Source organism: Patulibacter defluvii (assembly GCF_034096925.1).
Lineage (GTDB): Bacteria > Actinomycetota > Thermoleophilia > Solirubrobacterales > Solirubrobacteraceae > Patulibacter > Patulibacter defluvii.
In genome coordinates this window covers 377,612-402,968 of record NZ_JAWZSQ010000001.1, presented here as the reverse complement: position 1 = coordinate 402,968, position 25,357 = coordinate 377,612, and the positions used below count along the sequence as shown (strand labels likewise).

The window sequence follows — 25,357 nt, the reverse complement described above, 5'->3', positions numbered from 1 at the left end:
CGCATTCGCGTCGTGACCAAGGCCGGAGAAGCGGCCTCGCCACGACGCCAATCTGGATCCATCGAGCAGGCGACATCGGGTCGCCGGCCACCAAGCACCGAAGGGGTCCACCATGTTCCGCACCACCAACTCCACCACCGAGGCGACCGAGGTCACCGAGGTCCCGCGCCGCCGCCGCATCAGCTCGGCGCACGTGCTCGCCGGCGTTGCGCTGTTCGCCGCGCTCGGCGGCACCAGCTACGCCGCCGGCTCGCTGGCCTCCAACTCGGTCGGCAGCGCCCAGGTCAAGAACAACTCGCTGAAGTCGGTCGACATCAAGAACGGCTCGCTGCTGAAGAAGGACTTCAAGACCGGCGAGCTGCCCGCCGGGGCGAAGGGCGACAAGGGGGACAAGGGCGACGCCGGGTCGGACGCCGTGCCGAACGTCGGGGTCTCCTCGCTGGCCGGGGCGACGACCACCTCGAGCACCACGCCGACGACGATCGCCGGCCTGACCCAGAACATCACGATCCCCGCGGGCGCGCCGCGTCGGATCGTGGCCAACGTCACCGGCGAGTCCGCCTGCTACGGCGGCAGCGGCTACTGCTCGCTGCGGATCCTGGTCGACGGCAACGAGCTGACCCCGGACGTCGGCAGCGACTTCGCCTTCAACTCGACCGACAACAACACCGAGACCTCCAGCTCCTGGGAGTCGCTCGGCGTCCAGCGCTACAGCGACGCCCTGGCGCCCGGCGCCCACACGGTGACCGTGCAGCACTACGCGGTCGGCACGGCCACCCACCGCTTCGACGACGCCAGCCTGGTCGTCACGCAGGTCCAGGGCTGAATCTTCGCCTCCCCCTGAAGCACTCCCCCCGAACGCCAGGCGGCGGGCCATCCGGCCCGCCGCTTCGGCGTTCCCGCTCAGCCGTCGAGCGGCCGGTAGCGGCCGTCGACGTAGGTCAGCGGCGGCGCCGGCGGCCCGAAGGCGATCTCCTCGACCTGCCCGAACAGCACCGCCCGCTCGTACAGCTCGCTCTCGTCGACCAGCCGGCAGCGGAGCGCGACCGGGACCTCGGCCAGCAGCGGCGGGTCGTCGCCGACCAGCGGCAGCCCGTCGAAGCTGGCCGTCGCGCCGTGGCTGAAGCGCTCGGCCAGCGGCTCCTGGCCGGCGCCGAGCAGGTTGACGGCGAAGCGGCCGCTGCCGGCCGCCCGCGAGCGGACCCAGTTCCAGCGGTCGACCACCACCAGCACCACCGGCGGCACGGCCGAGACCGACGCCACCGCGGTCGCAGTGACGCCGGCCGGTCCCTCGCGACCGGCGGCGGTGACGACGGTCACCGCCCCCGGCAGCTGCCGCATCGCGCGGCGGAAGTTGGCGCCGTCGGCGGGCGCGGGCTCGGCCATCGCCGCCGACCGTAGCGGACCGGCAGCGCGGGCCCCGGCCGCCGCTCAGCGCGCCCGCACGACGGTGACCCGCACGCTGCGCTCCTTGGCCGCGTTGCCCGCCGCGTCGCGAGCGCCGACCCGCAGCCGGTACGAGCCCGGGGCCAGCGAGCGGCCCGCGAGGCGGCCGTTGAAGGCGACCTCGTTGCGTCCCGCCGTGCCGGTCGCCCGCAGGACGCCGAGCGACTGGACGCGGGTGCAGCGCTTCGCCTTCCGCAGCCGCCGCGAGGGCGCGACGCAGCGCTTGCCCGAACGGCGGCCGTCGCGCAGCCGCTCGACCGCGACCGTGACCGCCGCCGGCTCGGAGAGCCGCAGCCGCACGATCGTCCCGATCGCGCCGCCGCGAGCGCGGACGCCCGACGGCGTCACGGTGCGGCCGGCGCGGAAGGTCCGCCGCAGCAGCGTCACGTCGCTGATCGTCGGCGCGGTCGCGTCGCGCGGGACCTCGCCCCCGCCGCCGCCACCATCGGTCGGCGGTTCGACGCCGACCACGCGGGCGACCTTGTTGGCCCGCTCCAGCCCGACCCAGAGCGTGTTGCCGGGCCCGGCCGCCAGGTAGCGCGGCCCCGACCCGGCGGCGAGCCCGGTCAGCGTCGTGCGGCTGCCGTCGGTGGCGATCCGGCCGAGCGTGTCGCGGGCGAAGTTCGCCGTCCAGTAGGCGCCGTCCGCCCCGAAGGCGACGCCGAACGGGTCGTCGCCGGGCATCGCGGTGGTCAGCGGCGCGATCGTGCCCGCGGTCAGGCGGCCGACGTGCTGCTCGGGCGCGCCGGGGTTGGTGAAGAGCACCTGGCCGGCGGGACCGGCGGCGATGTCCTGCGGGCCGCCGCCGACCTCGACGGTGGTGAAGCTGCCGTCGGTCGCCATCCGGATCACCCGCTGGCTGCCGAAATCGACGACCCACAGGTGGCCGTCGCTGGCCGCCGCGATCCCGCGCGATCCCATCCCCGGGACCGGGAAGGCGGTCGCGGTGGCGGGGCTGGCGGGCGAGATCCGGAGCACGTTCTCGCCGCTGGCCGTCCAGAGATTGCCGTCGGGACCGACGACGATCCGGCCCGGCGAGGTCAGCGCCGCGATCGGGAACGCGACCGCCGCCGCCGGATCGTTCGGCGGGATCCGCGCGACGCCGCCGACGTAGGTCGCCCAGAGGTTGCCGTCGGGACCGGCGACGATCCCGAACGGGCTCGAGAACGACGGCGCGTCGTACTCGGTGACGGTCCCGTCGGGGGTCACGCGGGCGAGGTCCTTGAGCGCGCCGAGGACGACCCAGACGTTGCCGTCGGGGCCGGCGGCGAGCTGCTTCGGCGGCTCGCTGAGGGCGAACTCGCCGTCGACGCGCGGGGCGGCGCCGACACCGGCGGGCGCGAGCAGGGCGGCGGCCGCGAGGACGGCGCCGAGGCCGGCCGTGCGCGATCGTCGGCGGAGGGTTCGGGGGGCGACGGAGCTGGGCATCGCCCGACCGTACCCCTGCCCCGGGAGCCCCTCAATCGGGCCGCGACCCTGAACCTGCGGGCCACGCGACGCCCTGCCGGGCGGGCTTCCGGGATGCACGGGGTCAGACGCGCGGAAGCCCGCCCAGCGGGGGTTTCGGGCGGACCGCCGCAGGGGGTGGACCGCGGCGGGCACGGCAGGTTCTACGCGCTGCCAGCGGCGCCGTCGATCGGGAGCGGACCCGGGGCTTTGGTCCCGATCGCGACGCAAGACGGGGTGCCCGCCCCCGATTGACCACGGCCCCGCGGAACGGTTGGTTGGCGGGCGGCAACACCCATCACCAACCGGAGGTCCCCCTATGCCCACTCCCCGCTGGCGCCGCCGCGCCGCGGCCGTCGCCGCCACGGTCGCCACGACCGCGATGCTCGCCGGCCCGACCGCTCCCGCCCACGCCTACCCGCCGGGCCTCGGCAGCTTCTGCACCCAGCTGGCCCACGAGATCGCCTCGGGGGAGGGCAACCCGAGCCGCCTGGCCTGGGTCCACATGTACCGCATCTACTGCGCGTCGAACAACCCGCCGCAGCAGCCCTGACCGACCGACGGCGCCCGCCGGCGGGCGCCGTCAGGCCTCCTGGTCAGCCAGCGCGTCGTCCGGCAGCCGGCTGGCGAGCTGGTTGCGCGAGCGGATCCCGAGCTTGGCGTAGATCCGCGAGAGGTGGGCCTCGACCGTCGAGACGGTGACCACCAGCACCTGGGCGATCTCCTTGTTCGTCCGGCCCTCGACGGCGAGCGTCGCCACCCGTGCCTCGGCCGGGGTCAGCTCGGTTTCCTCCCGCCGCGGCCGCCGCCCGCCGACCCGCGCCAGCTCGTCGTCGGCCAGCGCCGCCCAGCCGGTCGCCCCGTCGCCCGCGAACGCCGCGCGTGCGCCCTCGAGCGCGGTCCGCGCGCCGCCCCACTTCCGCTGCCGCCGCTGCGAGCGGCCGAGCGCCAGCAGCGTGCGGCCGGCGTCGTGGCCCAGGCCCTGCTCGCCGTAGGCTTCGGCGGCCCGCGCCAGCGCCGCCCAGCCCCGCTCCTGCGCGGCGCCGCCCTCGGCCGCCTGCACCAACCCGGCGATCCGGTCGGCCGTCGCCGCCGCCCACGGGTGACCCTCGGCGGCCAGCACCCCCACCCGCTCGCCGACCGCGTGGGCGTCGTCGAGGCGGCCGAGCGCGACCAGCGCCTCGGCCAGCTCGGGCGCGACCGGGAACGCGCCCAGCTCGTCGATCCGCTCCCGCAGCAGATGCGCCCAGACCGACTCCAGCGGCTCCAGCGCCGCCTCGGGGTCGCCGCTGGCCAGCGCCGCGACCCCGGCCGCCACCGCCGCCTCCAGCACGTGCCAGCGGAGGCCGTCCGCGGTCGACAGCTCGATCGCCCGCGCCGCCGACCGTCGCGCGTGCAGCAGGTCGCCGCGGACGATCGCCAGCTGCGCGTGCAGCCGCTCGAGCAGCGCCGGGGCCAGGAAGCCGTCGGCGTTCAGGTCCTCCGCCTGCTCCAGCCACCGGGCGGCGTCGGCCGCGCGACCCGCGCGCAGCTCCAGCTCCAGCCGGTGGAAGCGGGAGATCGCCACCGCCAGGTCCTCGCCGCGGGCGTCGGCCCGCTCGTGCAGCTCGCTCAGCAGCGCCCGGCCCGCGTCCAACTCGCCGCGCCAGGTCCGGCGCCGGGCCTCGATCCGGTCGAGCGAGTGGTAGAGGTCGGCGTCCGGCAGCCCGCGCGACCGCAGCGCCGGCTCGTCGAGCGGTCGCCCGCGCAGCGCCAGCACCCAGGCCCGGGACGCGATCGCCTCGCGCGCGACCGGCTCGTCGGCCGTCTCCGCCACCCGCAGCGCCTCGGCCGACCACTCGTCGGCCAGCGCCAGCCGCTCGACGGCGACCAGCGCGACCGCCACCACCCGCCGCGCCAGCGCCTGGGCCCAGACGGTCGGATCGCCGATCTCCTCGGCCAGCGCCCGCTCGATGTGTCCCTCGTAGGCGACCATCGTCTCGGCGTCGAGCCCGTCCAGCCGCAGCAGGTGGCCGCGGGCGCGGGCGGCGCCCGGCGGGAGGCCGTCGAACTCGGCGTCGAGCAGCTCGTCGAGCCGGGTCGCGTAGCCGGCCCGCGCCAGCAGGTCGCCCAGCTCGAGCACCCGCGCGACCCGCTGCGGATCGTCGGCCGGGGTCAACCGCAGGGCGTGGCCGGCCAGCCGGGTCGCGTCGCCGAGCGCCCCGCGGCCCGCCAGCCGCGCGGCCGCGGCGGCCAGCTCGGCGGCGGCCTCCGCGTCGGCGCCCGACACGGCCAGCGCGTGGTGGTGGGCGCGGGCCTCGGGCGTCGCGGCGTGTAGCGCCAGCCGGCCGTGAACCGCGCGCCGCTCGGCCGGCGAGGCCGCCGCCACCGCCGCCGCGCCGAGCAGCGGGTGGGCCGGCCGCAGCCGCTCGCCGGCTACCACCAGTCCCTGCGAGATCGCCGCGTGGAGCGGGTCCTCCGCCACCAGCGCCGCCGCGTCGGCGCCGGGGCCGACGTCGCCGAGCGCGGTCGTCAGCAGCACCTGGCGGACCGGCTCCGGCAGCTCGACCACCCGCGAGCGGACCAGCTCCTCGATCCCGCCCGGATGCGGCAGCGGCTGGCCGACCGGCGGGATCCCGTCGCGCTGCAGCCGGCGGCCGACCTCGATCGCGAACATCGGGTTGCCGTGCGAGGCGCGCTCCAGCTCGCGGGCGGTGCCGGCGTGCAGCCGCAGCCCCAGCCGCTCCGCCAGCACCGCGGCCAGCGCCTCCGCCCCGAGCCCGCCGACCGTCAGCCGCTCGACGTCGCCCGGCGGGTCGAAGGCGGTCCCGGTCGCCTCCCGTTCCGAGGCGACGACCAGCAGCGGCTGGCCCTCGAGCCGCCGCAGCGCGAAGCCGAGCGCGTCGGCGGTCGGTCCGTCGAGCCACTGGACGTCGTCGATCGCGACCACCAGCGGGCCGGCGGCGACCAGCTGGCGGAGGACGCCGAGCACGCCGACCGCGATCGCCCGCGGCTCGGCGCCGCCGGCGGTCGGCTCGGCCCGCAGCAGCGCCACCTCGACCGCGTGCCGCTGTGGCGGCGGCAGCGCGGCCAGCTGCCCGTCGTCGACGTCGGCCAGCAGGTCGCCGAGGCCGGTGAAGGCGAGCGCCGCCTCGCTGTCGCGGGCGCGGGTCTGGAGCACCCGCAGGCCGGCGGCCGCGGCCCGCTCGACGGCCGCTTCCCAGAGCGTCGTCTTGCCGACCCCCGCGCTGCCCGCCAGCACCAGGCTGGCGAGCGTGCGGCGGGCGAGGAACGCCTCGATCGCCCGCAGCTCGGCCTCGCGCCCCGGGGGTGATCGTGCGGCGCCGTCCATCGCGGACGACGCTATCGCGGCCCGGGCTCCCGGTGAGCCAGGCGGCCGCGGCCCGCTCAGCCTGGATCCACCGATGGTCGGTCGAGCCTCGGTGGATCCAGGCTCAGGCGAGCGCGCGGACGATTTCGTCGTCGACCACGTCGGCCGGCGCGTCGAGCAGCGCGGCCAGCTGCTGACGGCCGCTGACCGAGAGCTTCTGGTACGAGGTCGCCAGGTGGGTCTCGACCGTCTTGATGCTCAGGTACAGCTCCTGGGCGATCGCCCGGTTCGAGCGCCCGGCCGCCACCAGCTCGCAGATCTGGCGCTGGCGCGGGGTCAGCGACGCGACCCCGCTGACCGCGGCCGTCCGCGGCCGCAGGCCCGAGGCCACCAGAGCCCGCCGGGCCTCGGCGGCGTCCGGCGCGGCACCGAGCCGGTCGGCGGTCTCGAAGGCCGGCCGCAGCAGCTCGCGGGCGGTGACCCGTGAGCCGCGGCGGACGAGCGCGTCGCCGGCCGCGATCTGCAGCCGCACCCGCACCAGGGCACCGGGATCGGCGACCTCGTCGAGCGCCGCCCGCGCCCGCTCCGCGCGACGGCCGTGGTCGGGCTCGCTGACGGCCCGGGCGTGGAGCGCGCGGCCGAGCGCGTGCGGATCGCCGAAGCGGCGGGCCAGCGCGACCTCCTCGTCGGCGACCGCCGCCGCCTCCGCGAACCGACCCTGGCGGGCGAGGGCCAGCGCCAGCGTCGTCCGCCAGGCGGTCCAGGCCGGGTTCGGCCGGCCCTGGGCGATCCGCAGCCGGCCGGCCTCGCGCGCCTCGGCCTCGGCCATCTCCAGCTCGCCGGTCGCCAGCAGCAGCCGCGCGCGGGCGTGGCGGACGCCGATCTCCCAGCCGCTGTCGGCGGTCCAGAGCGGCTCGTGCTCGCTCAGCACCGCGGCCGCCCGCTCGACGGCGCCGCGCTCGACCAGCGTCTCGACCAGCAGCTCCAGGATGCCGGCGGCGACCCCGTTGAGCCCGTCGACCGCGGCCAGCGCGCGTGACGCCTCGCGCTCGGCCAGGCCCAGCTCGCCGCGCCGCAGGGCCAGGCCGGCGGCGTACCAGCCGGCGGCGGCGGCCAGCCGCGGCGAGCCGAAGGCGGCGGCCCGCTCGCGGAGGCCGGCGATCGCGCGAGCGGCGGAGGCGTGCTCGCCCGCGGTCACCAGGACCCGGATGCAGAGGTGGCCGGCAGCGCGGTGGGCGGCCTCCTCCAGCAGCGCCCCGCCGTCGAGCGCCTCGTGCGCCATCACGGCGACCTCGCAGGCCGTGCGGTCGCCGGTCTCCGCCCCCAGCCAGGCGTGGTGGGCCAGCACGGCCCGTCGCAGCAGATCGTCGTCGACCGCGCCGGGATCGAGCGCCAGCGTCCGCCGGGCCCGCTCGCCGCTGCGGTCGGGGAAGAGGATCAGCGCGTCGAGCTGGGCGACCTCGGCGGCCAGCCGCTCGGCCGGCGCCGCGTCGGCCGGGACCGCGTCCTCGACCAGCTCCAGGCTCTCGGCCCGCGGGTCGATCACCTGCAGCGCGGCCAGCCGCCGCAGGGTCTCGATCCGGGCGCCGGGATCGTCGGTGGCGATCAGCGCCTCGTGCAGGTGCGGCCGGGCGTCGGTGGTGCCGGCGTGGAAGGCCAAGGTGCCCAGCTCGGTCAGCAGCTCGGCCCGGTCGTCGCCGGGGGCCCGCTCCTCCAGCGCCCGCTCCAGGTAGCTGGCCGCCCGCGCCAGCGCGCCCTCGGCCGAGGCCGCGGTCGCCGCCCGCCGGAGGGTCGCGGTGACGTCCTCGTCGCAGGTCGGCCCAGCGTGCAGGAAGTGGTCGGCGACCGCCCGCTCGGAGCCGTTGCGCTCGATCAGCGCGGCGGCCGCCGCCCGGTGCAGCCGCTCGCGCTCGGCCGGCGGCACCTGGTCGTGGATCGCGTGCTCGACCAGCGGGTGGGGGAACCGCCAGTGGCCGTCGCTGAGGCCGGCCGTCGCCAGCGCCGAGCCGATCGCGGCCAGCTCGGCGAGCGGGACGCCGGCGACCGCGGCGAGGTCGTGGAGGTCGCCCTCGCCGCCGAGCACGGCCAGCGCGTGGACGACGGCGCGGGCGGGCGCGGGCAGCTCGGCCAGCCGCCGGCGGAGGACGATCCGCGCCGGCGGCGAGAGCGCCGGCAGGTCGCCGGCCGCGTCGAGCACGGCGTCGCCCTCGCGGGCCAGCTGGCGACAGAGCTCGGAGAGCAGCCACGGATCGCCGCCGGCCGCCTCGTGGCAGCGGCGGACCAGCGTCTCGTCGGCGTCGGGCCGCCAGCGGTGGAGCAGCTGCGCGGTGCCGTCGCCGGAGAGCGGCCGCGGCTCCAGCACCAGCGCCCGCGGGACCGCGGCGAAGGCCCCGACGACGTCGGCCGCGTCGGGACCGATCGCCGGCCGCGCCGCGACCACGACCAGCAGCCGCAGCTCGGCCGCCCGGCGAGCGAGCCCGACCAGCGCGGCCAGCGACCGCTCGTCGGCGTGGTGGGCGTCGTCCACGATCAGGGCCAGCGGGCCGCGGGCGGCGAGCGTGCGGGCGAAGCCGTGGAGCGCGCTGGCGACCGCGCCCGCGTCGGCGTGCGGCGGCAGCGGCCCGCCGGAGGCGAGGGCGGCGATCGCCGGTGGCAGCGCGACGTCGGGCGCCGCCGCGGCGGCCGCGTCGATCAGGCTCCGCAGCAACCCGTGGTGGCTGCCGCGGTCGGCGACGCCGCCGCCGACCCGGGCGGTCCGCCAACCGCCTTGGCGGACGCGCCCGTCGAGCACGTCGAGGAGGGTGGTCTTGCCGCGGCCGGCGGGGCCCTCGACGACCACGCAGGAGCCGTTGCCGGCGGCGGCCTCGGCCATCGCGCGGACGAGGGCGCCGACCTCGACGCCGCGCTCGACCAGCAGCGCCGGGCCGATCCGGGCGGGGGTCCGGAGCGAGAGGGGGTGGGGGGCGGCGGGGTCGCGCCTCGCGGCCGTCGCGGCCGTCGGCCGCTCCTGCAGGGGGGTGTCGCGCATGGTCGGCGACGCTACGGCGGCACCCCCTACCCGGCAATCGGTGATACCCGGAGTCTTTATCGGGGCAGGCGTCAGCCACGACCCCACACAGGGGTCGCTGCGACACCACGAGTGATACCCCCTCCGCCGTCCCCTGACAGTCCGGACACGACCCTGGTCCTTGGCCGGCCCGACGGCCGGCGGGCGCGCGAAGGGCCGGGGTGGTCACCCGACCCGCGGCTGGGCGACGGCCCAGGCCCGGGTCGGTCGCAGCCCGAGCGCCACCGCCCCCGCGGCGAGCGCGGTCAGCGCGGCCAGCAGGTACGCCTCGTCGGCCCGCGCCATCCCCTCGGCGATCGTCACCGGCTCGCCGACGATCGCCACCACCGCGGCGGTGCCGATCACCGCCCCGACCTGGCGGAAGGTCGAGCTGAGCGCGCAGGCGGCGCCGAAGCGCGCCTGGTCGACATGCTCGACCGCCGCCGCCCCGAGGATCGGCAGCGCCATCCCGATCCCGACGCCGGAGGTGAAGCTCCACGGCACCCAGGCGCCGAGGAAGTCGGGCGTCTCGCTCACGCCCCGCAGCCCGAGCGCCCCGATCGCGTAGAGGATCACCCCCGGGACCACGACCGCGCGGTGGCCGTGGCGCTCGGCCAGCCGTCCCGCCGGCCGCGCGACGACGGTCGAGGCGAGCGCCCCGGGCACCGCGGCGAGGCCGGCCTCGAGCACGCTGTAGTGCCAGATCCCGGTCAGGAACAGCACGTTGCCGAGGATCACCGCGAACATCGCGGCCGAGAACAGCAGCATCCCGATGCTGCCGAGCCGGAACGACGCGATCCGCAGCAGCGCCGGATCGACGATCGGGTCGGCATGGCGGCGGCAGTGGAGCGCCAGCAGCGCCCCGAGCAGCAGCGCGCCGGCGAAGGCCCCGAGCACGCCGGGGCTGCCCCAGCCCCACGACCCGCCCTCGACCAGGGCCAGCGCCAGCAGCCCGAGGCCGCCGACCGCCAGCACCGCGCCGACCAGGTCGGGACGGCCGCCGGCGCCCTCGTCGCGGCTCTCGCGCAGGCCGCGCGCGCCGAGCCACAGCACCACCGCCCCGAGCGGCAGGTTGACGAGGAAGATCAGCCGCCAGTCGCCGACGACCACCAGCGCGCCGCCGAGCGGCGGGCCGGCCGCCGCGGCCAGCGCCGCCGACGCACCCCAGGCCGCGACCGCCCGCGCCCGCTGGCCGGCGGGGAACTCCGTCAGCACCAGCGCCAGCGAGGCGGGGACGAGGATCGCGCTCGCCACCGCCTGGAGGACGCGGAAGGCGACCAGCAGCGGCCAGCTCGGGGCGACGGCGCAGAGCAGGCTGGCGAGCACGAAGCCGACCACCCCGAGCAGGAACAGCCGCCGGCGGCCGAAGCGGTCGGCGAGCGCCCCGGCGGGGACCATCAGGGCGGCGACGACGATGAAGTAGCCGTCGAGGATCCACGACAGCTGCGAGCGGTCGGCGTCGCGGAAGCTGTCGGCCACGTCGGGGAACGCGACGTTGACGATCGTCGCGTCCAGCAGGCCGAGGAAGGCGCCGCCTGACGCGGCGACGAGGGCCATGGCGCGTCGGTTCATGCTCTGCTCCAGGGGGTTCGGGGGTCGAGCGCGCCCGTGACCCGGGCCGCCCGACCGAGGGTTCCGCCGCGGCCGGGCGGCCACAATCGGGACCCGACCCGGAACCTGGCCGCGGCGGCCCCCGATCAGCGGCGGATCGAGAAGCGCAAGACCCGCGCCCGCGAGCGGTTGCCCGCCGCGTCGCGGGCGGTGATCGTCATCCGGTAGCGGCCGGGGGCCAGCCGCCGCTGGCCGATCCGGCCCGAGAACCCGAGCCGCTCGCTGCGGCCGCCGCGCACGCGGTGGCGGACCGTGCCGATCCGGGTCCGCGCCTCGCAGGCCCCGCGCCGCGGACGGCGGGCGACCGCCGCGCAGCGCTGGCCGCGACGGACGCCCGGCCGCACCCGCTCGACCAGCAGCGACAGCCGCGCGGCCTCGGACGAGCGCAGCCGCAGGAAGGTGCCGGGCCCCGGGCTGCGCTTGCTGCCGACCCGCGGCGTTCCGACCCGGAAGCTCCGTCGCAGCAGCGACAGCTTGGTCAGCCGCGGCGCGCTGCGGTCCGGGGTGGCGCCGGGACCGCCCGGACCGCCGGGGCCGCCAGGACCGGGCGCGGTCGCCGCGCAACCCGCGTGCAGCACCCGCTGGTACGCCTGCGGCTCGACGTCGGCGTGGAGCCCGTCGACGAGCGCCGCGCCGACGAAGGTGACGCAGCCGCCGCCGTCGGTCACGCCGCCGATCCGCAGCGCCTGGCCGTCGTCCTCCGCCGGCGCACCACCGGCGCCGCTGCGCCGGGAGACCAGTCGGGTGGTGCCGGCGGCCAGCGAGCGAACGGCGATGACCGGCGAGGCGGACGAGGGCGGCAGGCCGGGGACGCTGCCGGGCAGCGGCGAACCGACGAAGGCCACCGCACCGCCGTCGGCGCTGAGCGCGATCGGCCGCCGGTCGACGTCGAACGGCGCGCCGGCGGCCCCGTCCGCGCGGCTGGCGAGCAGCAGCGCGCCGGACGGGACGTCGCGGACGTAGGCGTGCCGCAGCTGCCCGTCCGCGGACGCGGCCACGAACGCCACCCGATCGCCGTCGCGGTCGATCGCCGGGTCGCTCGCCCCGAGCGCCGGCAGGTCGGCGGCGCTGATCCAGCTGGTGCGCCCGTCGTCGACCGAGCGGCGGTAGACGTCCGACGCGGGATCGGCGTTGCCGCCGAGGTTGGTGGCGCGGCTGGAGAACGCCACCTGGCGGCCGTCTCCGCTGAGCGCGGGGGCGCCCGAGCCGCTGTTGCCCTTCGCGCCGGCCGCCCCGTCGGCGCGGCTGACCAGGAGCGTCCGGTTCGCGGCCAGGTCGCGCAGGTGGACGTCGAAGTAGGCGTCGCCGTCGCCGTCGCCCAGGTTCGAGGCGTCGCTGGCGAAGACGACGCGGTTGCCGTCGTCGCTCAGGTCGATCGCCTCGATCGTCAGGCCGTTGGCCTCGGCGCCGATCGGTCCGTCCGCGCGGCTGGCGAGCAGCGTGCGCCCGACGACCCGATCACGGACCCGCACCTGCGGGCGCCCCCCGCCCTGGTGCACGAACGCGACCCGGCGCCCGTCGGCGCTGATCGCGACCGCGCCGATGGTGCCCGGCAGCGCCTCGCCGTCGACCCCGTCGGCACGGCTGGCCAGCGAGACCTCGCCGGTCCAGGTGTCGCGGATCACGACCGCCTGGCCCTTGGCCGGCGCACCGAGCGCCGGCGCCCGCGTCACGAAGGCGACGAGCCGGCCGTCGGGCGTGCTCGCGGTCTGGTCGGCGGCCCCGCCCTCGTTGCGCTGCGGCGCGCCGCCCGGCGGTCGCGAGGCGGTGACGGTCTGGTCGCCGCGGCGCAGCGCGATGCTGGTCTCGTCGAGCACGACGTCGTCGGTCAGCGGCCGGTCGACGGTGATCGCCGCCGTGCGGCCGTCGCCGCTCAGCGCCCCGCCGACGACCGCGTTCGAGGCGGCGCCGGCGATGCCGTCGCGGCGGCTGACGAGCCGCACGTCGCTGCCCACCTGCTGGTACAGGTCGAGCCCGGCGTCGTCGTCGGCCGGGTCGTGACGGAAGTCGCTGGTGAAGGCGATCAGCCCGCGAGCGTCGATCCCGACCGCGCGGGTCGTGCCGTGCGCGCGCACCACGTCGCCGCGACCGCCGGTCCAGGACCGGCGGTAGGCGTCCTCGTCCGGGTTCGCGTCCTGGGGCTCTAGGTTGGTCGCGGCGGAGGTGAACGCGACCGTCGTGCCGTCACCGCTGATCAGCGGCCGGGTCGAGAACGAGTTCCCGACCGGGGTTCCGGCGCCATTGACGCGGCTGACCAGGTGGGTCGCGGAAGCGGTCAGGTCGCGCGTGTAGACGTCGATCCGGCCGTTGCCGTCGGCCGGGTCGACCGCGGCGAAGGACGCGAAGGCGACGCGGGTGCCGCTGTCGTCGATCGACGGGTGGAACCCGTCCTGCGGCGCGCCGTCCGCGCCGCTGCTGCGGCTGACCAGCGCCAGCGCCTGTGAGCCGCCGATCCGGCGCCGGTAGACCCCCTGGACCATCACCTGCGGGATCGTCGGGCCCAGGTTGCGGGCCTGGGAGCGGAAGACGATCGTGTCGCCGTCGCCGTCGATCGACGGCGTGTCGGAGTTGTCGTCGCCGACCGGCCCGTCACCGCCGCGGCGGCTGAGGAGGGTCGTGGTGGCCGTCTCCAGGTCGCGCAGGTAGACGTCGCGGCGGTGGTTGCCGTCGGCGGGATCGAGCGCCCCGTCGCAGGTGAAGGCCACCCGCCGGCCGTCGGCGCTGATGGCCGCCTGGTCGCAGTCGCTGTCGGCCGGCGCCCCGTCGGCACCGCTGCGGCGGCTGACCAGGACGATCGTGCCGTCGGCCTCGCGCAGGTAGACGTTGGCGTGGCGATCGTCGTCGCCGCTCACCAGCGCGTCCGACTCGGAGCTGAAGACCAGCCGGCGGCCGTCGCCGCTGAGCGCCTCGGCGGTCATCGTCGACGGGCCGAGCGGGCGGGCGAAGGGCGTCCGCAGGTCGCCGGCGCCGGACACCAGCAGCGTCGTGTCGGCCGGCGGGGTGGCCGCGACGGCGACGGTGGGCACGGTCGAGGGGCCGAGCAGCGCGAGCGCCAGGAGCAGCCGGGGGGAGCGGCGGGGCATCGCTCGAGTCCACCGCAGCGGCGAGCGCGGCCGCGACAAGTTGCGTGGTGCGCTCCGAACGGCTCGGGGTCCGGTCGTCGTGGCCTCAGGGGCGGCCGGCGATGATCCGTCCGACCGCGACCTGGGCCGCGCCGGTCTCGCCGCGACGGTCGGTCGCGACGACGGCGATCAAGTTCGTGGCGTCGTGCAGCGGCACCGAGACCGCGAAGCTCCCGTCCGGCGCCGGGCGCGCGGCCCGGCCGCCGACCTGCAGCCGCGCGATCCCGTCGGGATCGTCGACCCGACCGCGGACCACGACCGCCGACGACTGGACGACGCTGCGGTCGCGCGGTCCGTCGATCGTGACCCGTGGGGCGTTCGCCGGATCGACCACGACCCGCGCCGCGCTCGCCGCGGCCGCACGGTCGGCGGCCACCGCCAGCAGCCGGCGAACGGTCGCACCGCCGCCGGCGGGCAGGTCGAGCGCCACGTCGTCGACGATCGTCGCCGGCCCGCGGCCGGTCAACCGCGCGGGAGCCGGCTCGACGCCGAGCGCGGCCGCCCCGCTGGCTCCGACCGCGACCACGGTGCCGGCCGTGGACGGCAGGATCCCCGGCAGCGGGCCGGGGGCGCCGCCGTCCGCCGGCCACCAGCTCGGCGCGGTCACCATCGTCGCCGGTTGGACGCTGCTCGCCTCGACCCGGTGCGGACGGCCGTCGACGGCCACCCAGCGGTCGCGAACCTCGACGGTCGCGCCGTTCGCGGTCACGATCCGCTCCAGCCGGACGCCGGACTCGCGCAGCCGCCCGCAGCCGCCGAGCGCGGCGTCGCCGTCGCAGCGCGCGAGCGGAGAGACGGTCGTGACGGTCAGCCGGCCGCTGTGGGGCGCGACCGCGGCGTGCGGCTCGACGCCGGCGAACCCGCGCGGGGCCTGGCCCCGCAGGCGCGGCACCGCCCCGGGCAGCAGCGCCGGCCGGCCGTCGACGCGGACCGCGCCGATCCGGGCCGCGCCGCGCCAGCCGCCGGCGACGTCGATCCCCCGCTCGGGTTCGCGGACCACGACCCCGTCGCCCGCGACCCGCAGCCGGTCGCCGCCGATGCCCTCGTCGCCGGTGACGGAGACCTGCGGGCCCTCCTCGGAGCGGACGACCACCAGCCGCGGCCCCCGGAAGCGCTCGCCGGTCGCCTCGCGCAGTCCGGCCGGGAGCGCGCGCAGATCGCAGCCGCCGGCCGGGGCGCGGGCCAGGTCGACCGCCGTCCGGAAGCCGCCGCCGGCCCGCAACGGCACCGCCCGTCGCACGACCACGGTCCGCGGCCCGGCGACGCAGACCAGGTCGACCCGGCCGCCGGGTTGGCCGTCGCTGCGACCGCGGACCAGCAGCGGCTGGCCGGCCGCCGGCCGCGAGCGGTCGTCGAGCCGAAACGCCGCGCCCGCCGGCGCGACGATCCGGGTCGTCGTCGGGGCGACCGGCAGCGGGGCGCCCGCCAGCAGCGAGGCGACGACGGCGGCGACCGGCATCGGCCGGGCCTAGAGCCGCTCGACCGCGGTCCGGACCGCGTCCTTGCGGTCGGTCCCGGTCGATCCGTAGACGACGATCACGTTGCGGCGGGTGTAGAGCTGGACGCTCTCGCCCGGCACCGAGCCGCGGACCTGCTTGGCCACGTCGTCGGCCTTGCCGGCATCGTCGAGGACGAACAGCATGATGATCTGGCCGTCCTTGGCCGCGGTCGACTGGTTGCTGTAGGCGCGCTCGACGCCGTCGTCCTTGGCGTCGTCCGGCACCGGCATGTCGGCCAGCTTCACCCCGGCGGCGCGGGCGACCGCCGCACGGGCGTCGGTGGCGCTGGCCTTCGGCTCGTCCGAGCCCCCGCAGCCGACGAGGGCGACGGTGGCGAGGAGGGCGACCAGGAACGGGGAGCGACGCTTCATGCGGCCCGAAGCTAGGCCCGGCCGCGACCCCCGGCAATCGGAAGCCGACCCTGGACTTCGCCGCTCCGCACCCGCGACTCTCACGACGCGAGGGCCAGCGCGACGGCCGCCGGCGGTCGCAGCCGCCGGCCCGGGAAGCCGTCCCCGGACCGGCGGCGGTGTCGGCAGCGAAGCGCCCCCCGGCACTCCGAGCCTCCCCCAGCCCCCGGACCGCCTCGGCACGACGGCGGTCCGAACGCCGCCGCCCACCACATCAACGGGCGCGTGGCCCGACAATCGGGGCGCCACCCTGGTCCTGCCGGCGGCCGGCCCGGAGCGGCCCGCGGCCGCGCCGGCTCAGCCGAGGATGCCGGCCGCGGCCGCGCGCACGGCGTCGCGCGCGTCGGCCGGCTCGAGCACGACCAGGTCGCCGATCTCGGTCAGGATCTCGCGCACCAGCCAGTCGACGCCGGCGAAGGCGATCTCGGTCACCAACGCGCCGTCCTCCAGCTCCTCCAGGATCGTCCGCCGCTCGCGCTCCCAGCGGGCCCGCTCGGGGCTGACCCAGACCCGGGCGCTGCGGCTGGCCGGCAGCTGCCCGGTCCGCGGCCAGCCGGCGACGTCGGCCGCTGGGTCGACCTCGGGCCGCCGCTCGAACCGCTCGTCGGTGACCTGGGCCTCGCGGATCCGGTCGAGCCGGAAGTGGCGGACGTCCTCCCGCTGGGGGTCGAAGGCGGCGACGTACCAGCCCTCGCGGCCGTTGATCAGCGCGTAGGGCTCGACCCGCCGGTGGGTGAACTGGTCCTCGTTCGGCTTGTAGTAGTCGAGCTCGATCAGCCGCTGGTCGGCGATCGCGCCCGAGATCAGCCGCGCCAGGTCGCGGTCGTCGCCGCCGCCGTGGGCGACCTGCAGCCCGTGCTCCAGCGGGTCCTCGCCGAGCGCCGCGACGACCTTCGCCCGGACCGTCCCGAGCGTGCCCTCCGGCAGGTGGTCGCCGATCAGGTCGACCGCCGCCACCAGCGCCTTGGCCTCGACCGGCAGCAGCCGCGCGGGACGGGCGAAGTGGTCGCTGTAGGGCTCGTTGTCGACCTCGACGTGGCCGTCGTCGGTGACCTCGGCGTAGAGCACGTACGAGCCGCCGCCGAAGTTGACGACGTTGAGCACGTTGATGTCGTCGCGCAGCTCGGGCTCGCTGACGTTCAGCCGCGCCAGCAGCTCCTGCAGCTCCAGCCGCTCGTGCTGGCGGCCGGCGTGGATCAGGATCGAGGCCAGCGTCACCAGCCGCGCGAACCGCTCCGGCCGGATCACGCCGTCGCGGGTCGCGGGCGCGGTCGTGCCCGGCTCCTCGGCGGCGACGAACGGCCGGCCGGGGGCGACCGGGAAGGCGCCCTCGTGGCGGTCGCGGACCAGCGCCACCCGCCGCCGGTACTCGTCGCGCAGCTCGGCCGGCTCGAGGATCTCGGCGTGCTCGCCCATCCGCATCACCCAGCCGAGCAGCGAGCGCCGGACGCCGTACTCGGTGGTGAAGACGACGTCGCCCCGCAGCGCGCCGTCGTCGCTGCGCTCGACCGGGGCGTCGGGGTCGGCCGGGGCGAACGTGCCCTGGCGGCCGTGGGCGCGCTGGACCTGCCAGGCGATCCGGTCGGCGATCCGGATCCGGGCGGTCGCGATCGGCTCCGACATCTGCCAGTCGGCGCGGTCGCCGTAGGGCCGCGGATCGAAGTCGGCCGGGCGCCGGAAGTCGTGCTCGGCCTTGGTCGCGTAGGCGACCTTGTCGCGGACCCGCGAGAGCCGGAAGACCCGCAGGTCGTCGCGCTCGTGGTCGCGGCCGAGCAGGTAGAACTGGCCGCCGCGGAAGAGCAGGTGGTACGGGTCGACCTTGCGCGGCTCGACCGTGTCGCGGTGGATCGAGTGGTACTCGAAGGTGATCGTCTTGTTGCGGAAGATCGCCGACTCGACCTTGGCCAGCCGCTGCGAGGGGTCGCGCCCGTGGACCTGGGCCGTGACCCCCAGCCCGACCGTGCCGATGCCGAGCCCGCGCCCGCCGCCGCCGAGCGGGCTCGGACGGCCCCACGACAGCTGCTGGAGCGCCAGCCGCAGCGGCTCGGCGTAGGCGAACTCGCCGTCGAGCAGGTTCAGCGCCAGCTGCAGGCTGGCCAGCTCGTCGTCGCTGAAGGCGATCGGCGGCAGGTGGAAGTTCTCGCTCCGCAGCGAGTAGTGCTCCTGCTCGGCGGTCCCGTCGCCGGGACGCTCGATCGTCAGCTGGATGCCGAGGGACTCCAGCTCGGCCCGGTCCGCGTAGAACCGCCGCGCGAACGCGTCCTCGTTCATCCCGCTGTAGCCCTCGACGTCGCGCCGGATCTCGAGCGCCGTCACCGGGCGCCGCTCCGCCATGAGATACGAGATCAGCGAGAGCTGCCTGATCAGCTTCTCGGTGTCCTTCGCCATCGCCGGTGGACTGTACGGGCCGCGAGGACCCGGCGGGGACTGCTGCGGCCTGCTAGTGGACGGCCGTACCGCCGCCGGGGCCGGGCCGGGCGGCCCACGGCGCCGCGAACGGGGCCGCCGGAGCGGCCGCGCTACGCTCGTGCGGTGGACGACGCGCCACGAGCCCGGGACCTGCTGCCCGCCCTCCGCCACGGCGGCGTGACGACCCTCGACGGCCTCCGGAGCCGGCTCGGGGATCCCGACCGCGAGCTGCTCGGCTGGGCCCTCGACGACGCCGTCGAACGCGGCTGGGTGGCCCGCAACGTGCCGCCGGACTGCGGACCCGACGGGCTCTGCGGGACCCAGCCGCCGACGACGGTGACGATCACCGCGGCCGGGCGCGAGGCGCTGGCGCGGCCGGCGTAGGCCGCGCCGCCGCCGTCTACGCCGCCTGCGGCTCCTCGAACGGGGCGGCGGGCGCCGGCGGCTCGCGGACGGCCGCGGCGTCCGGCGGCGGATCGACCGCCTCGAGCGGATCGGGCTCGCGGCGGGCCGGGCCGAAGTAGGCGGCCGAGCCGATCGCGCGGTCGTAGCCGCTCCAGCGGTCCTCGGGCGAGAGGCCGCGCTGGAGGCGGTCGAAGCTGCCCATCCGCGCGCCGAGGTCGTCGACGTGGTGGACCAGCACCGCCTCGCGGGTGGCCGGCACCACCGGGCTGCCGTACTCCTGCTTGCCGTGGTGGCTGAGGACGATGTGGCGGATCGAGCGGGCGGTCTCCTCGGGGAAGCCGTCGAGCGCCCCGATCACCCGCCGCACGATCTCGTAGCCGAGCACGATGTGCCCCTCCAGCCGCCCGAGGTCGGTCAGCTCGGGGGCGATCGGGTCGCTGGTGTAGGTCTGGGCCTTGCCGATGTCGTGCAGCAGCGCGCCGGCGACGGCCACGTCGCGGTCGACGTCGCCGAAGTGCGGCACCAGCGCCTCGACCGCCTCGGCCACCCGCACGGTGTGGTCGAGCAGCCCGTGGGGGTAGGCCTCGTGGAAGAACTTCGCCGCCGGCGCCTCGCGGAAGCGCGGCCAGAAGCCGCCCTCGCGGTCGAAGACCCGCTCCAGCAGCGCCCGGATCCAGCGGTCGCCGGTCCGCTCGACCAGCGCCGCCAGCCGCCGCTCCAGCTCGGCGACCGGCACCGAGGGACCCTCCAGCAGCGTCGAGAGGTCGACCTGCTCGCGGGCGACCGGCGACAGCCGCTCGATCGCCAGCTGGCGGCCGTACCGCTCCGACAGCTCCAGCTTGCCCTCGACCCGGACGGTGGCGCCGCGGACGACGAAGCCGGCGACCTCGTCGGCGTCCTCCCAGACGATCGCCGGCAGCGTCTGCGAGCGGTCGGCCAGCTCCAGCTTCAGGAACGGCTCGCCGCCCTCGCGGCGGACCCGGCGCGACACCGCGCGAACGAGCAGCACCAGGTCGACCGAGGCGCCGTCGTCGAGGTCGCGGAGTTCCATGGCCGCCACGGTACGCAGGCCGCCGGACGACAACGGGCGGAAAACTTCCTGCACATCGGCGGGTTTCCCGGAGGCCTCGAGCGGCCCTCGTTCGCCCCGGGCGGAACGTCCAGCGCGCGGCCGGCCGGCCCTCGAACGCCCGGCCAGCGGGCGCGGGAACCGCTTGACAGGGTGTTAGCGTCTGCCCATGAGTCGCGTCGCGATCACCGAGCGGTCGATCGAGGTCGGCGGGGTCCGGACCCGCCTGCTGGAGGTCGCCGGTCCCGGCCTGGGCGGCCCACCGCTGCTGCTCCTGCACGGCTTCTCGGACTCGGCCGACACCTGGCGACCGGTGATGCTCGACCTCGCCGCCCGCGGCCAGCGCTCGGTCGCGATCGACCTGCCCGGGTTCGGCGCCGCCGACCGGCTGCTGCCCGACGAGCCGATGCTGCCGCAGTACGTGCGGCTGGTGACCGGCGTGATCGAGCTGATCGCCGACGGCGAGCCGCCGGTGATCGCCGGCAACTCGATGGGCGGCGCGACCGCGCTGCTCTGCGCCGAGGCCCGGCCGTCGCCGGCCGGGATCGTCCCGATCGACCCCGCCGGCTTCGACCACCCGCGCTGGTTCCAGCTGATCGACCAGCAGCCGCTGCTGCGGTTCCTGCTCGCCGACGCCGGCCCGGTGCCGACCCCGCTGGTGCGGATGATCCTGGCCCAGGTCTTCCGCCAGCTGGCCTTCGCCCACCCGCTGCGGGCCCGCCGCGAGGTGCTGACGCGCTTCAGCCAGCACTACGCGAGCCGCCGCGACGTGCGCCGGATCCTCCACACCGGTCGCCGGCTGCTGCCCGAGCTGGCCGAGCCGTTCGACCACAGCCTGATCGAGTGCCCGGTGCTGCTGATCTGGGGGGACAAGGACCGGATGGTCAGCCACCGCGGCGCCCGCCACCTGCTGAGCGCGCTGCCGTCGACCGAGTACGAGCTGCTGCCCGACGTCGGCCACTGCCCGCAGCTCGAGGTCCCGGCCCGCGTCGGCGAGCTGCTGCACGGCTTCTGCGTCCGCGTCCGCGACGCGCCGACCGAGGATCCGCGGGCGGCGGTCGCCCACGGCTGAGCCTCACCGGAGGGCTGCACGAGCGACTGCAGGTGCGACGCCCGAGCGCCGGTCTGCCTACCTTGGGGGAATGCCGTCGTCAGTTCGGCGTCTCGGCGTCCCCGCACGCCTGGCGCTCCTCACCGCCCTCCCGCTGCTGACCGCCGCCCCGCTCGCGGCGGCCCAGGACCCGTCCCCACCGGCCGATCCGGCCCCGCGGCTGATCAAGGCCGGGGTCAAGGTCGGCGACCTCGACCTCTCGGGCAAGACCCGCGACGAGGCGGTCCAGCTGCTGACGCAGGCGTACCAGGGCAAGCGGGCCTCGAACGCCGACGTGGTGGTCCGCGTCGCCGGCCGGCCGCACAAGCTGACGATGGCCAAGATCGGCTATGGCTACGACGCCAACACGACCGCCGGGCGGGCGCTGAAGGCCAGCGGCGGCAGCACCGTGGAGCCGGCGATCGGGTGGGACTCGGCCGCCTTCTCGAAGTGGCTCGACTCGCTCTCCTCGATGCAGAAGCGGACCCGCGACGCGACCGTCGTGATCGGGATCACCAAGCAGCGGATCCGCGGCTCGAAGAAGGGCTGGAAGCTCAGCCGCGGCGCGCTGCGGAAGCTCGTCGTGCCGGTCCTGCTCGACCCGGCCAAGGACCGCTCCGACCTGCTGCTGCCGGTGATCCGGACCAAGCCGTCGGTCACGATCGCCTCGCTGAAGCGCCGCTACGGCACGCTGATCACCGTCGACCGCCGGACCTTCCACCTGCGGCTGTTCAAGCAGCTGCGGCTGAGCAAGACCTACCGGATCGCGGTCGGCGCCGCCGGCCACGACACGCCCCCGGGCATGTACTCGATCACCTCGAAGCAGGTCAACCCGGCCTGGCACGTGCCGAACTCGCCCTGGGCCGGCTCGCTCCAGGGCCAGGTGATCCCCGGCGGCGCGCCCAACAACCCGCTCAAGGCGCGCTGGCTGGGCCTGCGCGACGGGATCGGGATCCACGGAACCGCCGAGGCGTGGTCGATCGGCAGCCGCGCCTCGCACGGCTGCATCCGGATGCACCCGAGCGACGTGATCGACCTCTACGGGCGGGTGCCGATGGGCACCCCGGTGAAGATCCGCTGAGCGGCCGCGCGCCGCTCAGCGCAGCGAGTTGCGCAGCAGCAGCCCGCTGACCACGGCGCCGACGACGCCGATCGCCACCAGCCAGCCGGCGCCGATCACCAGGCCGACGATCGCCGCCACCGCGAGGCCGCCGGTGGCGATCGTCAGCCGGAACGCCTTGTCGACCCGCTGGGTGCGGCTGAGGTTGCTGCGGGAACGGCGCTGGAGGTCGCTCATGCGCCCATCCTCGCAGGCGCGAGCGTCGCCGCGCCAGCCCGCGACGGCGTAGCCTGGAGGCCACGATGGACGACGATCAGCACCTGCGCGTGACCGGCGGGGTCCGGATCCCGCTGCGCGAGATCGTCGTCCGCGCCAGCCGCTCGTCCGGGCCCGGCGGCCAGCACGCCAACGTCACCGCCTCGCGGATCGAGGTCAGCTTCGACGTCCGCCACAGCGGCGCGCTCAGCGACGCCCAGCGGGCGCGGGTGCTGGAGCGGGTCGGCCCGGTCGTGCGGGCGGTCGCCCAGGACGCCCGCAGCCAGGCCCGCAACCGCGAGCTGGCGCTGGAGCGGCTGGCCGGTCGGCTGCGGCAGGCGCTGCACGTCCAGGCGTCGCGCCAGCCGACCCGCCCGACCGCCGGCTCGAAGCGGCGGCGGGTCGAGGCGAAGGGCCGCCGCGGCGAGGTCAAGCGTGGGCGACGGCGCCCGTCGCTGGACGACTGACCGCCGTTCCGCGTACGCTCTACGAGCCAGATGAGGCCCTGGCGCGGGGCGACGTCCCGCGAACCGCCGGAGTGGATCGGCTGATGGCTTCTTTCGCAACGATCCCGACGCGGAAGGAGCCTTGATGCACAGCCCCCAGGTCGCCCCCACGGAGCGCCGCCGGTGAGCGGCCGCTTCGACCGGCGCGAGGTCGCCGCGGTCTTCGTCGGCGGTGCGCTCGGGGCGCTCGCGCGGGCGCTGCTCGCCGACCAGTACCCGCACGGCCCAGCCAGCTGGCCGTGGACGACCTTCGCGGCCAACCTGGTCGGGGCGCTGCTGCTCGGCTGGCTGGTGACCCGGCTGCAGGAGCGGCTGCCGCTCTCGGCCTACCGGCGGCCGCTGCTCGGCACCGGGCTCTGCGGCGGCCTGACCACCTTCTCGACGATGCAGGTCGAGCTGCTGCTGATGCTCGACGCCGGCCACACCGGGCTGGCGGCGGCCTACGCGGCGGCCAGCGTCGTCGGCGGCTACCTGGCGGTGGCCGGCGGGACGGCGCTCGCGCGCCGGGTGAGGACGGTCCGGTGACGGCGCTGCTCTGGATCGGGGTGGTGCTGCTGGGCGGGGTCGGCGCGGTGCTGCGGTTCGTCGTCGACGGCCTCGTCTCCGACCGGCTCGATCGCCGCTTCCCCTACGGCACGCTGGCGGTCAACCTCTCCGGCGCGCTGCTGCTGGGCGTGGTGACCGGCCTGACCCTCGACCACGACGCGGCGCTGCTGGCCGGCACCGCCACGATCGGCGCCTACACCACCTTCTCCACCTGGCTGTTCGAGACCCAGCGGCTGGGCGAGGACGGCGAGCTGCCGTCGCTGGCGGCGAACGTCGCCGTCAGCCTGGTGCTGGGCGTGCTGGCGGCGGCCCTCGGCCGCTGGATCGGGGGCCTGGTGTGATCGACGACGGGCTCAGGCTCTCCCTCTACCTGGGCGAGCGGGACCGCGCCGGCCGCCGCTTCCTGGCCGACGCGGTCCTCGACGCCTTCGCCCGCCACGAGGTCGCCGCCAGCGTGCTGCTGCGCGGCGCGCTCGGCTTCGGCGCCAAGCAGCGGCTGCGCAGCGACCGGCTGCTGACGCTCTCCGAGGACCTGCCGGTGACGGCGATCGCCGTCGACCGCCGCGACCGGATCGCGGCGCTGGCGGAGGAGGTCGAGCCGCTGATCGGCTCGGGGCTGGTGACCGTCGAGCGGACGCGGATCGTGCGCGGGCCGGCGGTCGACCCGGCGCTGCCCGACGATCTGCGCGAGGCGACCAAGCTGACCGTCTACCTGGGCCGCCGCGAGCGGGTCGGCGGCCGTCCCGCCTTCGTCGCCGCCTGCGCCCTGCTCCACGCCCGCGGGGTGGACGGGGCGACGGTCCTGCTGGGGGTCGACGGCACCGTCCGCGGCCGCCGGGCGCGGGCGCGGTTCGTCGGCCGCAACGCCGACGTGCCGCTGGTGCTGATCGCGGTCGGGACGGGCGAGCGGATCGCCGCCGCCGTGCCGGAGCTGCGGGCGCTGCTGCACGACCCGCTGATCACGCTCGAACGGGTGCGGACCGTCAAGCGCGACGGGGTCCGGCTGGCCGACCCGCCGCCGCTGCCCGAGCGCGACCGCGAGGGCCTGGCGCTGTGGCGGCGGCTGACCGTCCACGGGTCGGAGCGGACGACGGTCGACGGGCACCCGGCCCACGCGGCGATCGTCCGTGGCCTGCGCCAGGCCGGGGGCGCCGGGGCGACGACCGTCCGCGGCCTCTGGGGCTTCCACGGCGACCACCCGCCGCACGGCGACCGGCTGCTGCAGCTGCGGCGCGGCGTCCCGACCGTCACCACCGTCGTCGACACGCCGGCCCGGATCGCGGAGGCGCTGACGGTCGTCGACCGGCTGACACCCGCGCGCGGGCTGGTGACCGTCGAGACGGTGCCGGCGCTGGTCGCCTGGGCGGACGGCGAGCGGCGCGGCGGCCTGCGGCTGGCGACGGACCGCTCCTGATCGGGCGGATCCCTCCCCCGGCGGCCGCCGGCCGGAGTACGGTAGGACCAAGGACCGCGAGCGGAGGAGCGCGACATGACCGTGATCACGATCTCGGCGTCCTACGGCGCCGGCGGCAGTCGGATCGGCCCGGCGGTCGCCGAACGGCTCGGGGCGACCTTCCTCGACCGCGCGATCCCGACCGAGGTCAGCGAGCGGCTGGCCGTGCCGCTCGACGACGCGCTCCGTCGCGACGAGGCGCTCGGCAGCGCGCTCGAACGGCTGCTGGTGCGGCTGGCGCCGGTCGCCCAGGTCTACGGCGGCGGCAGCCTCGAGCGCGACGAGCTGCTCGACGACCGCGCCTACCAGCAGGTGACCGAGCGGGTGATCTGCGAGCGGGTCCGGCGCGGCTCGGCGGTGGTGCTGGGACGGGCGGGCGCGTTCGCGCTCCGCGACCACCCGAGCGCGCTGCACGTGCGGCTGGACGGGCCGCGCGACCGGCGGCTGGCGCAGGCGATGCGGATCGAGGGCGTCGACCGCGAGACCGCCGAGCGGCGGCTCGACCAGACCGACCGCGCCCGCGAGGCCTACGTCCGCCACTTCTACCGCTGCGATCCGCACGACCCGGCCCACTACCACCTGGTGATCGAGTCGACGACGATCCCGTTCGACGCCTGCGTCGACATCGTCGCCGCGGCCGCGCTGACGCGGGTGCCGCCGGTCGTCGCCTGACC

General features: G+C 77.0%; 21 protein-coding genes. 10 read left to right on the top strand and 11 right to left on the bottom strand.

Annotated features, from left to right (window positions below; genetic code table 11):
* Positions 1–112 precede the first annotated feature (112 nt).
* On the top strand, positions 113–826 hold the full coding sequence (locus SH587_RS01660) for a hypothetical protein (RefSeq protein WP_320668807.1): 714 nt from the start codon (positions 113–115) through the stop codon (positions 824–826).
* A gap of 77 nt (positions 827–903) precedes the next feature.
* Here SH587_RS01660 and SH587_RS01655 read toward each other — a convergent pair whose 3' ends face one another.
* Together SH587_RS01655 and SH587_RS01650 are read right to left on the bottom strand one after the other, a co-directional pair.
* A complete protein-coding gene (locus SH587_RS01655; RefSeq protein ID WP_320668806.1) occupies positions 904–1,386 on the bottom strand; it encodes a flavin reductase family protein in 483 nt (160 codons plus the stop codon).
* Positions 1,387–1,431: 45 nt separating this feature from the next.
* On the bottom strand, positions 1,432–2,874 hold the full coding sequence (locus SH587_RS01650) for a Vgb family protein (RefSeq protein ID WP_320668805.1): 1,443 nt from the start codon (positions 2,872–2,874) through the stop codon (positions 1,432–1,434).
* Between the two features lie 337 nt (positions 2,875–3,211).
* Here SH587_RS01650 and SH587_RS01645 point away from each other — a divergent pair, with 337 nt between their 5' ends.
* A complete protein-coding gene (locus tag SH587_RS01645) occupies positions 3,212–3,445 on the top strand; it encodes a hypothetical protein (RefSeq protein WP_320668804.1) in 234 nt (77 codons plus the stop codon).
* A gap of 30 nt (positions 3,446–3,475) precedes the next feature.
* On the opposite strand, the gene SH587_RS01640 is transcribed toward SH587_RS01645, so the two are convergent.
* From SH587_RS01640 to SH587_RS01610, 7 genes are all read right to left on the bottom strand, one after another.
* Positions 3,476–6,223: a helix-turn-helix transcriptional regulator gene (locus tag SH587_RS01640; protein ID WP_320668803.1), complete on the bottom strand. Its 2,748-nt coding sequence runs from the start codon at positions 6,221–6,223 to the stop codon at positions 3,476–3,478.
* A gap of 103 nt (positions 6,224–6,326) precedes the next feature.
* A complete protein-coding gene (locus SH587_RS01635) occupies positions 6,327–9,230 on the bottom strand; it encodes an AAA family ATPase (protein WP_320668802.1) in 2,904 nt (967 codons plus the stop codon).
* A gap of 204 nt (positions 9,231–9,434) precedes the next feature.
* A complete protein-coding gene (locus tag SH587_RS01630) occupies positions 9,435–10,820 on the bottom strand; it encodes an MFS transporter (RefSeq protein ID WP_320668801.1) in 1,386 nt (461 codons plus the stop codon).
* 125 nt (positions 10,821–10,945) lie between these two features.
* A complete protein-coding gene (locus tag SH587_RS01625) occupies positions 10,946–13,942 on the bottom strand; it encodes a TolB-like translocation protein (protein WP_320668800.1) in 2,997 nt (998 codons plus the stop codon).
* Between the two features lie 85 nt (positions 13,943–14,027).
* Positions 14,028–15,440: a hypothetical protein gene (locus SH587_RS01620; protein ID WP_320668799.1), complete on the bottom strand. Its 1,413-nt coding sequence runs from the start codon at positions 15,438–15,440 to the stop codon at positions 14,028–14,030.
* 9 nt (positions 15,441–15,449) lie between these two features.
* On the bottom strand, positions 15,450–15,851 hold the full coding sequence (locus SH587_RS01615; protein WP_320668798.1) for a hypothetical protein: 402 nt from the start codon (positions 15,849–15,851) through the stop codon (positions 15,450–15,452).
* A gap of 336 nt (positions 15,852–16,187) precedes the next feature.
* Positions 16,188–18,278 carry a helix-turn-helix transcriptional regulator gene (locus SH587_RS01610; protein WP_320668797.1) on the bottom strand — a complete coding sequence of 697 codons (2,091 nt, stop codon included), beginning with the start codon at positions 18,276–18,278 and terminating at the stop codon, positions 16,188–16,190.
* Positions 18,279–18,422: 144 nt separating this feature from the next.
* On the opposite strand from SH587_RS01610, the gene SH587_RS01605 reads away from it, so the two are divergent.
* Positions 18,423–18,683 carry a hypothetical protein gene (locus SH587_RS01605; protein WP_320668796.1) on the top strand — a complete coding sequence of 87 codons (261 nt, stop codon included), beginning with the start codon at positions 18,423–18,425 and terminating at the stop codon, positions 18,681–18,683.
* 16 nt (positions 18,684–18,699) lie between these two features.
* Here the strand turns inward: SH587_RS01605 and SH587_RS01600 are convergent, their stop codons facing one another.
* On the bottom strand, positions 18,700–19,755 hold the full coding sequence (locus SH587_RS01600) for a 3'-5' exoribonuclease YhaM family protein (RefSeq protein WP_320668795.1): 1,056 nt from the start codon (positions 19,753–19,755) through the stop codon (positions 18,700–18,702).
* 187 nt (positions 19,756–19,942) lie between these two features.
* Here SH587_RS01600 and SH587_RS01595 point away from each other — a divergent pair, with 187 nt between their 5' ends.
* Complete coding sequence (locus SH587_RS01595) at positions 19,943–20,845, top strand: alpha/beta fold hydrolase (protein ID WP_320668794.1); 903 nt, start codon at positions 19,943–19,945, stop codon at positions 20,843–20,845.
* Positions 20,846–20,915: 70 nt separating this feature from the next.
* Positions 20,916–21,944 carry a L,D-transpeptidase gene (locus SH587_RS01590; RefSeq protein ID WP_320668793.1) on the top strand — a complete coding sequence of 343 codons (1,029 nt, stop codon included), beginning with the start codon at positions 20,916–20,918 and terminating at the stop codon, positions 21,942–21,944.
* Between the two features lie 15 nt (positions 21,945–21,959).
* Here the strand turns inward: SH587_RS01590 and SH587_RS01585 are convergent, their stop codons facing one another.
* Complete coding sequence (locus SH587_RS01585) at positions 21,960–22,160, bottom strand: hypothetical protein (RefSeq protein ID WP_320668792.1); 201 nt, start codon at positions 22,158–22,160, stop codon at positions 21,960–21,962.
* Positions 22,161–22,225: 65 nt separating this feature from the next.
* Between SH587_RS01585 and arfB the strand changes: the two genes are divergently transcribed.
* The 5 genes from arfB to SH587_RS01560 all read left to right on the top strand — a co-directional run bounded on the left by arfB (position 22,226) and on the right by SH587_RS01560 (position 25,355).
* Positions 22,226–22,645 (top strand): alternative ribosome rescue aminoacyl-tRNA hydrolase ArfB, encoded by a 420-nt coding sequence (arfB, locus tag SH587_RS01580; RefSeq protein WP_320668791.1) that lies wholly within the window; start codon positions 22,226–22,228, stop codon positions 22,643–22,645.
* A 162-nt stretch (positions 22,646–22,807) separates the two neighbouring features.
* The gene (gene crcB, locus SH587_RS01575) at positions 22,808–23,209 is read left to right on the top strand and encodes a fluoride efflux transporter CrcB (RefSeq protein WP_320668790.1); all 402 of its coding nucleotides are present in this window, start codon (positions 22,808–22,810) and stop codon (positions 23,207–23,209) included.
* Entirely contained in the window at positions 23,206–23,571 is a 366-nt protein-coding gene (gene crcB / locus SH587_RS01570) for a fluoride efflux transporter CrcB (RefSeq protein WP_320668789.1), read from the top strand. The genes crcB (SH587_RS01575) and crcB (SH587_RS01570) overlap by 4 nt, the downstream gene beginning before the upstream one ends.
* Positions 23,568–24,644 carry a DUF190 domain-containing protein gene (locus SH587_RS01565; protein ID WP_320668788.1) on the top strand — a complete coding sequence of 359 codons (1,077 nt, stop codon included), beginning with the start codon at positions 23,568–23,570 and terminating at the stop codon, positions 24,642–24,644. Before crcB (SH587_RS01570) ends, SH587_RS01565 begins: the two co-directional genes overlap by 4 nt.
* 75 nt (positions 24,645–24,719) lie before the next feature.
* Positions 24,720–25,355, top strand: coding sequence for a cytidylate kinase-like family protein (locus tag SH587_RS01560; protein WP_320668787.1), 636 nt, complete (start codon positions 24,720–24,722; stop codon positions 25,353–25,355).
* The last annotated feature ends 2 nt before the right edge of the window (positions 25,356–25,357 follow it).

Coding starts and splice junctions, on each gene's coding strand:
- SH587_RS01610 (WP_320668797.1), bottom strand. CDS start 18,278: ATGGCGAAGGACACCGAGAAGCTGATCAGGCAGCTCTCGCTGATCTCG.
- SH587_RS01630 (WP_320668801.1), bottom strand. CDS start 10,820: ATGAACCGACGCGCCATGGCCCTCGTCGCCGCGTCAGGCGGCGCCTTC.
- SH587_RS01660 (WP_320668807.1), top strand. CDS start 113: ATGTTCCGCACCACCAACTCCACCACCGAGGCGACCGAGGTCACCGAG.
- SH587_RS01650 (WP_320668805.1), bottom strand. CDS start 2,874: ATGCCCAGCTCCGTCGCCCCCCGAACCCTCCGCCGACGATCGCGCACG.
- SH587_RS01600 (WP_320668795.1), bottom strand. CDS start 19,755: ATGGAACTCCGCGACCTCGACGACGGCGCCTCGGTCGACCTGGTGCTG.
- SH587_RS01585 (WP_320668792.1), bottom strand. CDS start 22,160: ATGAGCGACCTCCAGCGCCGTTCCCGCAGCAACCTCAGCCGCACCCAG.
- SH587_RS01655 (WP_320668806.1), bottom strand. CDS start 1,386: ATGGCCGAGCCCGCGCCCGCCGACGGCGCCAACTTCCGCCGCGCGATG.
- SH587_RS01645 (WP_320668804.1), top strand. CDS start 3,212: ATGCCCACTCCCCGCTGGCGCCGCCGCGCCGCGGCCGTCGCCGCCACG.
- arfB (WP_320668791.1), top strand. CDS start 22,226: ATGGACGACGATCAGCACCTGCGCGTGACCGGCGGGGTCCGGATCCCG.
- SH587_RS01590 (WP_320668793.1), top strand. CDS start 20,916: ATGCCGTCGTCAGTTCGGCGTCTCGGCGTCCCCGCACGCCTGGCGCTC.
- SH587_RS01595 (WP_320668794.1), top strand. CDS start 19,943: ATGAGTCGCGTCGCGATCACCGAGCGGTCGATCGAGGTCGGCGGGGTC.
- SH587_RS01620 (WP_320668799.1), bottom strand. CDS start 15,440: ATGCCGGTCGCCGCCGTCGTCGCCTCGCTGCTGGCGGGCGCCCCGCTG.
- SH587_RS01640 (WP_320668803.1), bottom strand. CDS start 6,223: ATGGACGGCGCCGCACGATCACCCCCGGGGCGCGAGGCCGAGCTGCGG.
- SH587_RS01635 (WP_320668802.1), bottom strand. CDS start 9,230: ATGCGCGACACCCCCCTGCAGGAGCGGCCGACGGCCGCGACGGCCGCG.
- SH587_RS01560 (WP_320668787.1), top strand. CDS start 24,720: ATGACCGTGATCACGATCTCGGCGTCCTACGGCGCCGGCGGCAGTCGG.
- SH587_RS01615 (WP_320668798.1), bottom strand. CDS start 15,851: ATGAAGCGTCGCTCCCCGTTCCTGGTCGCCCTCCTCGCCACCGTCGCC.
- SH587_RS01625 (WP_320668800.1), bottom strand. CDS start 13,942: ATGCCCCGCCGCTCCCCCCGGCTGCTCCTGGCGCTCGCGCTGCTCGGC.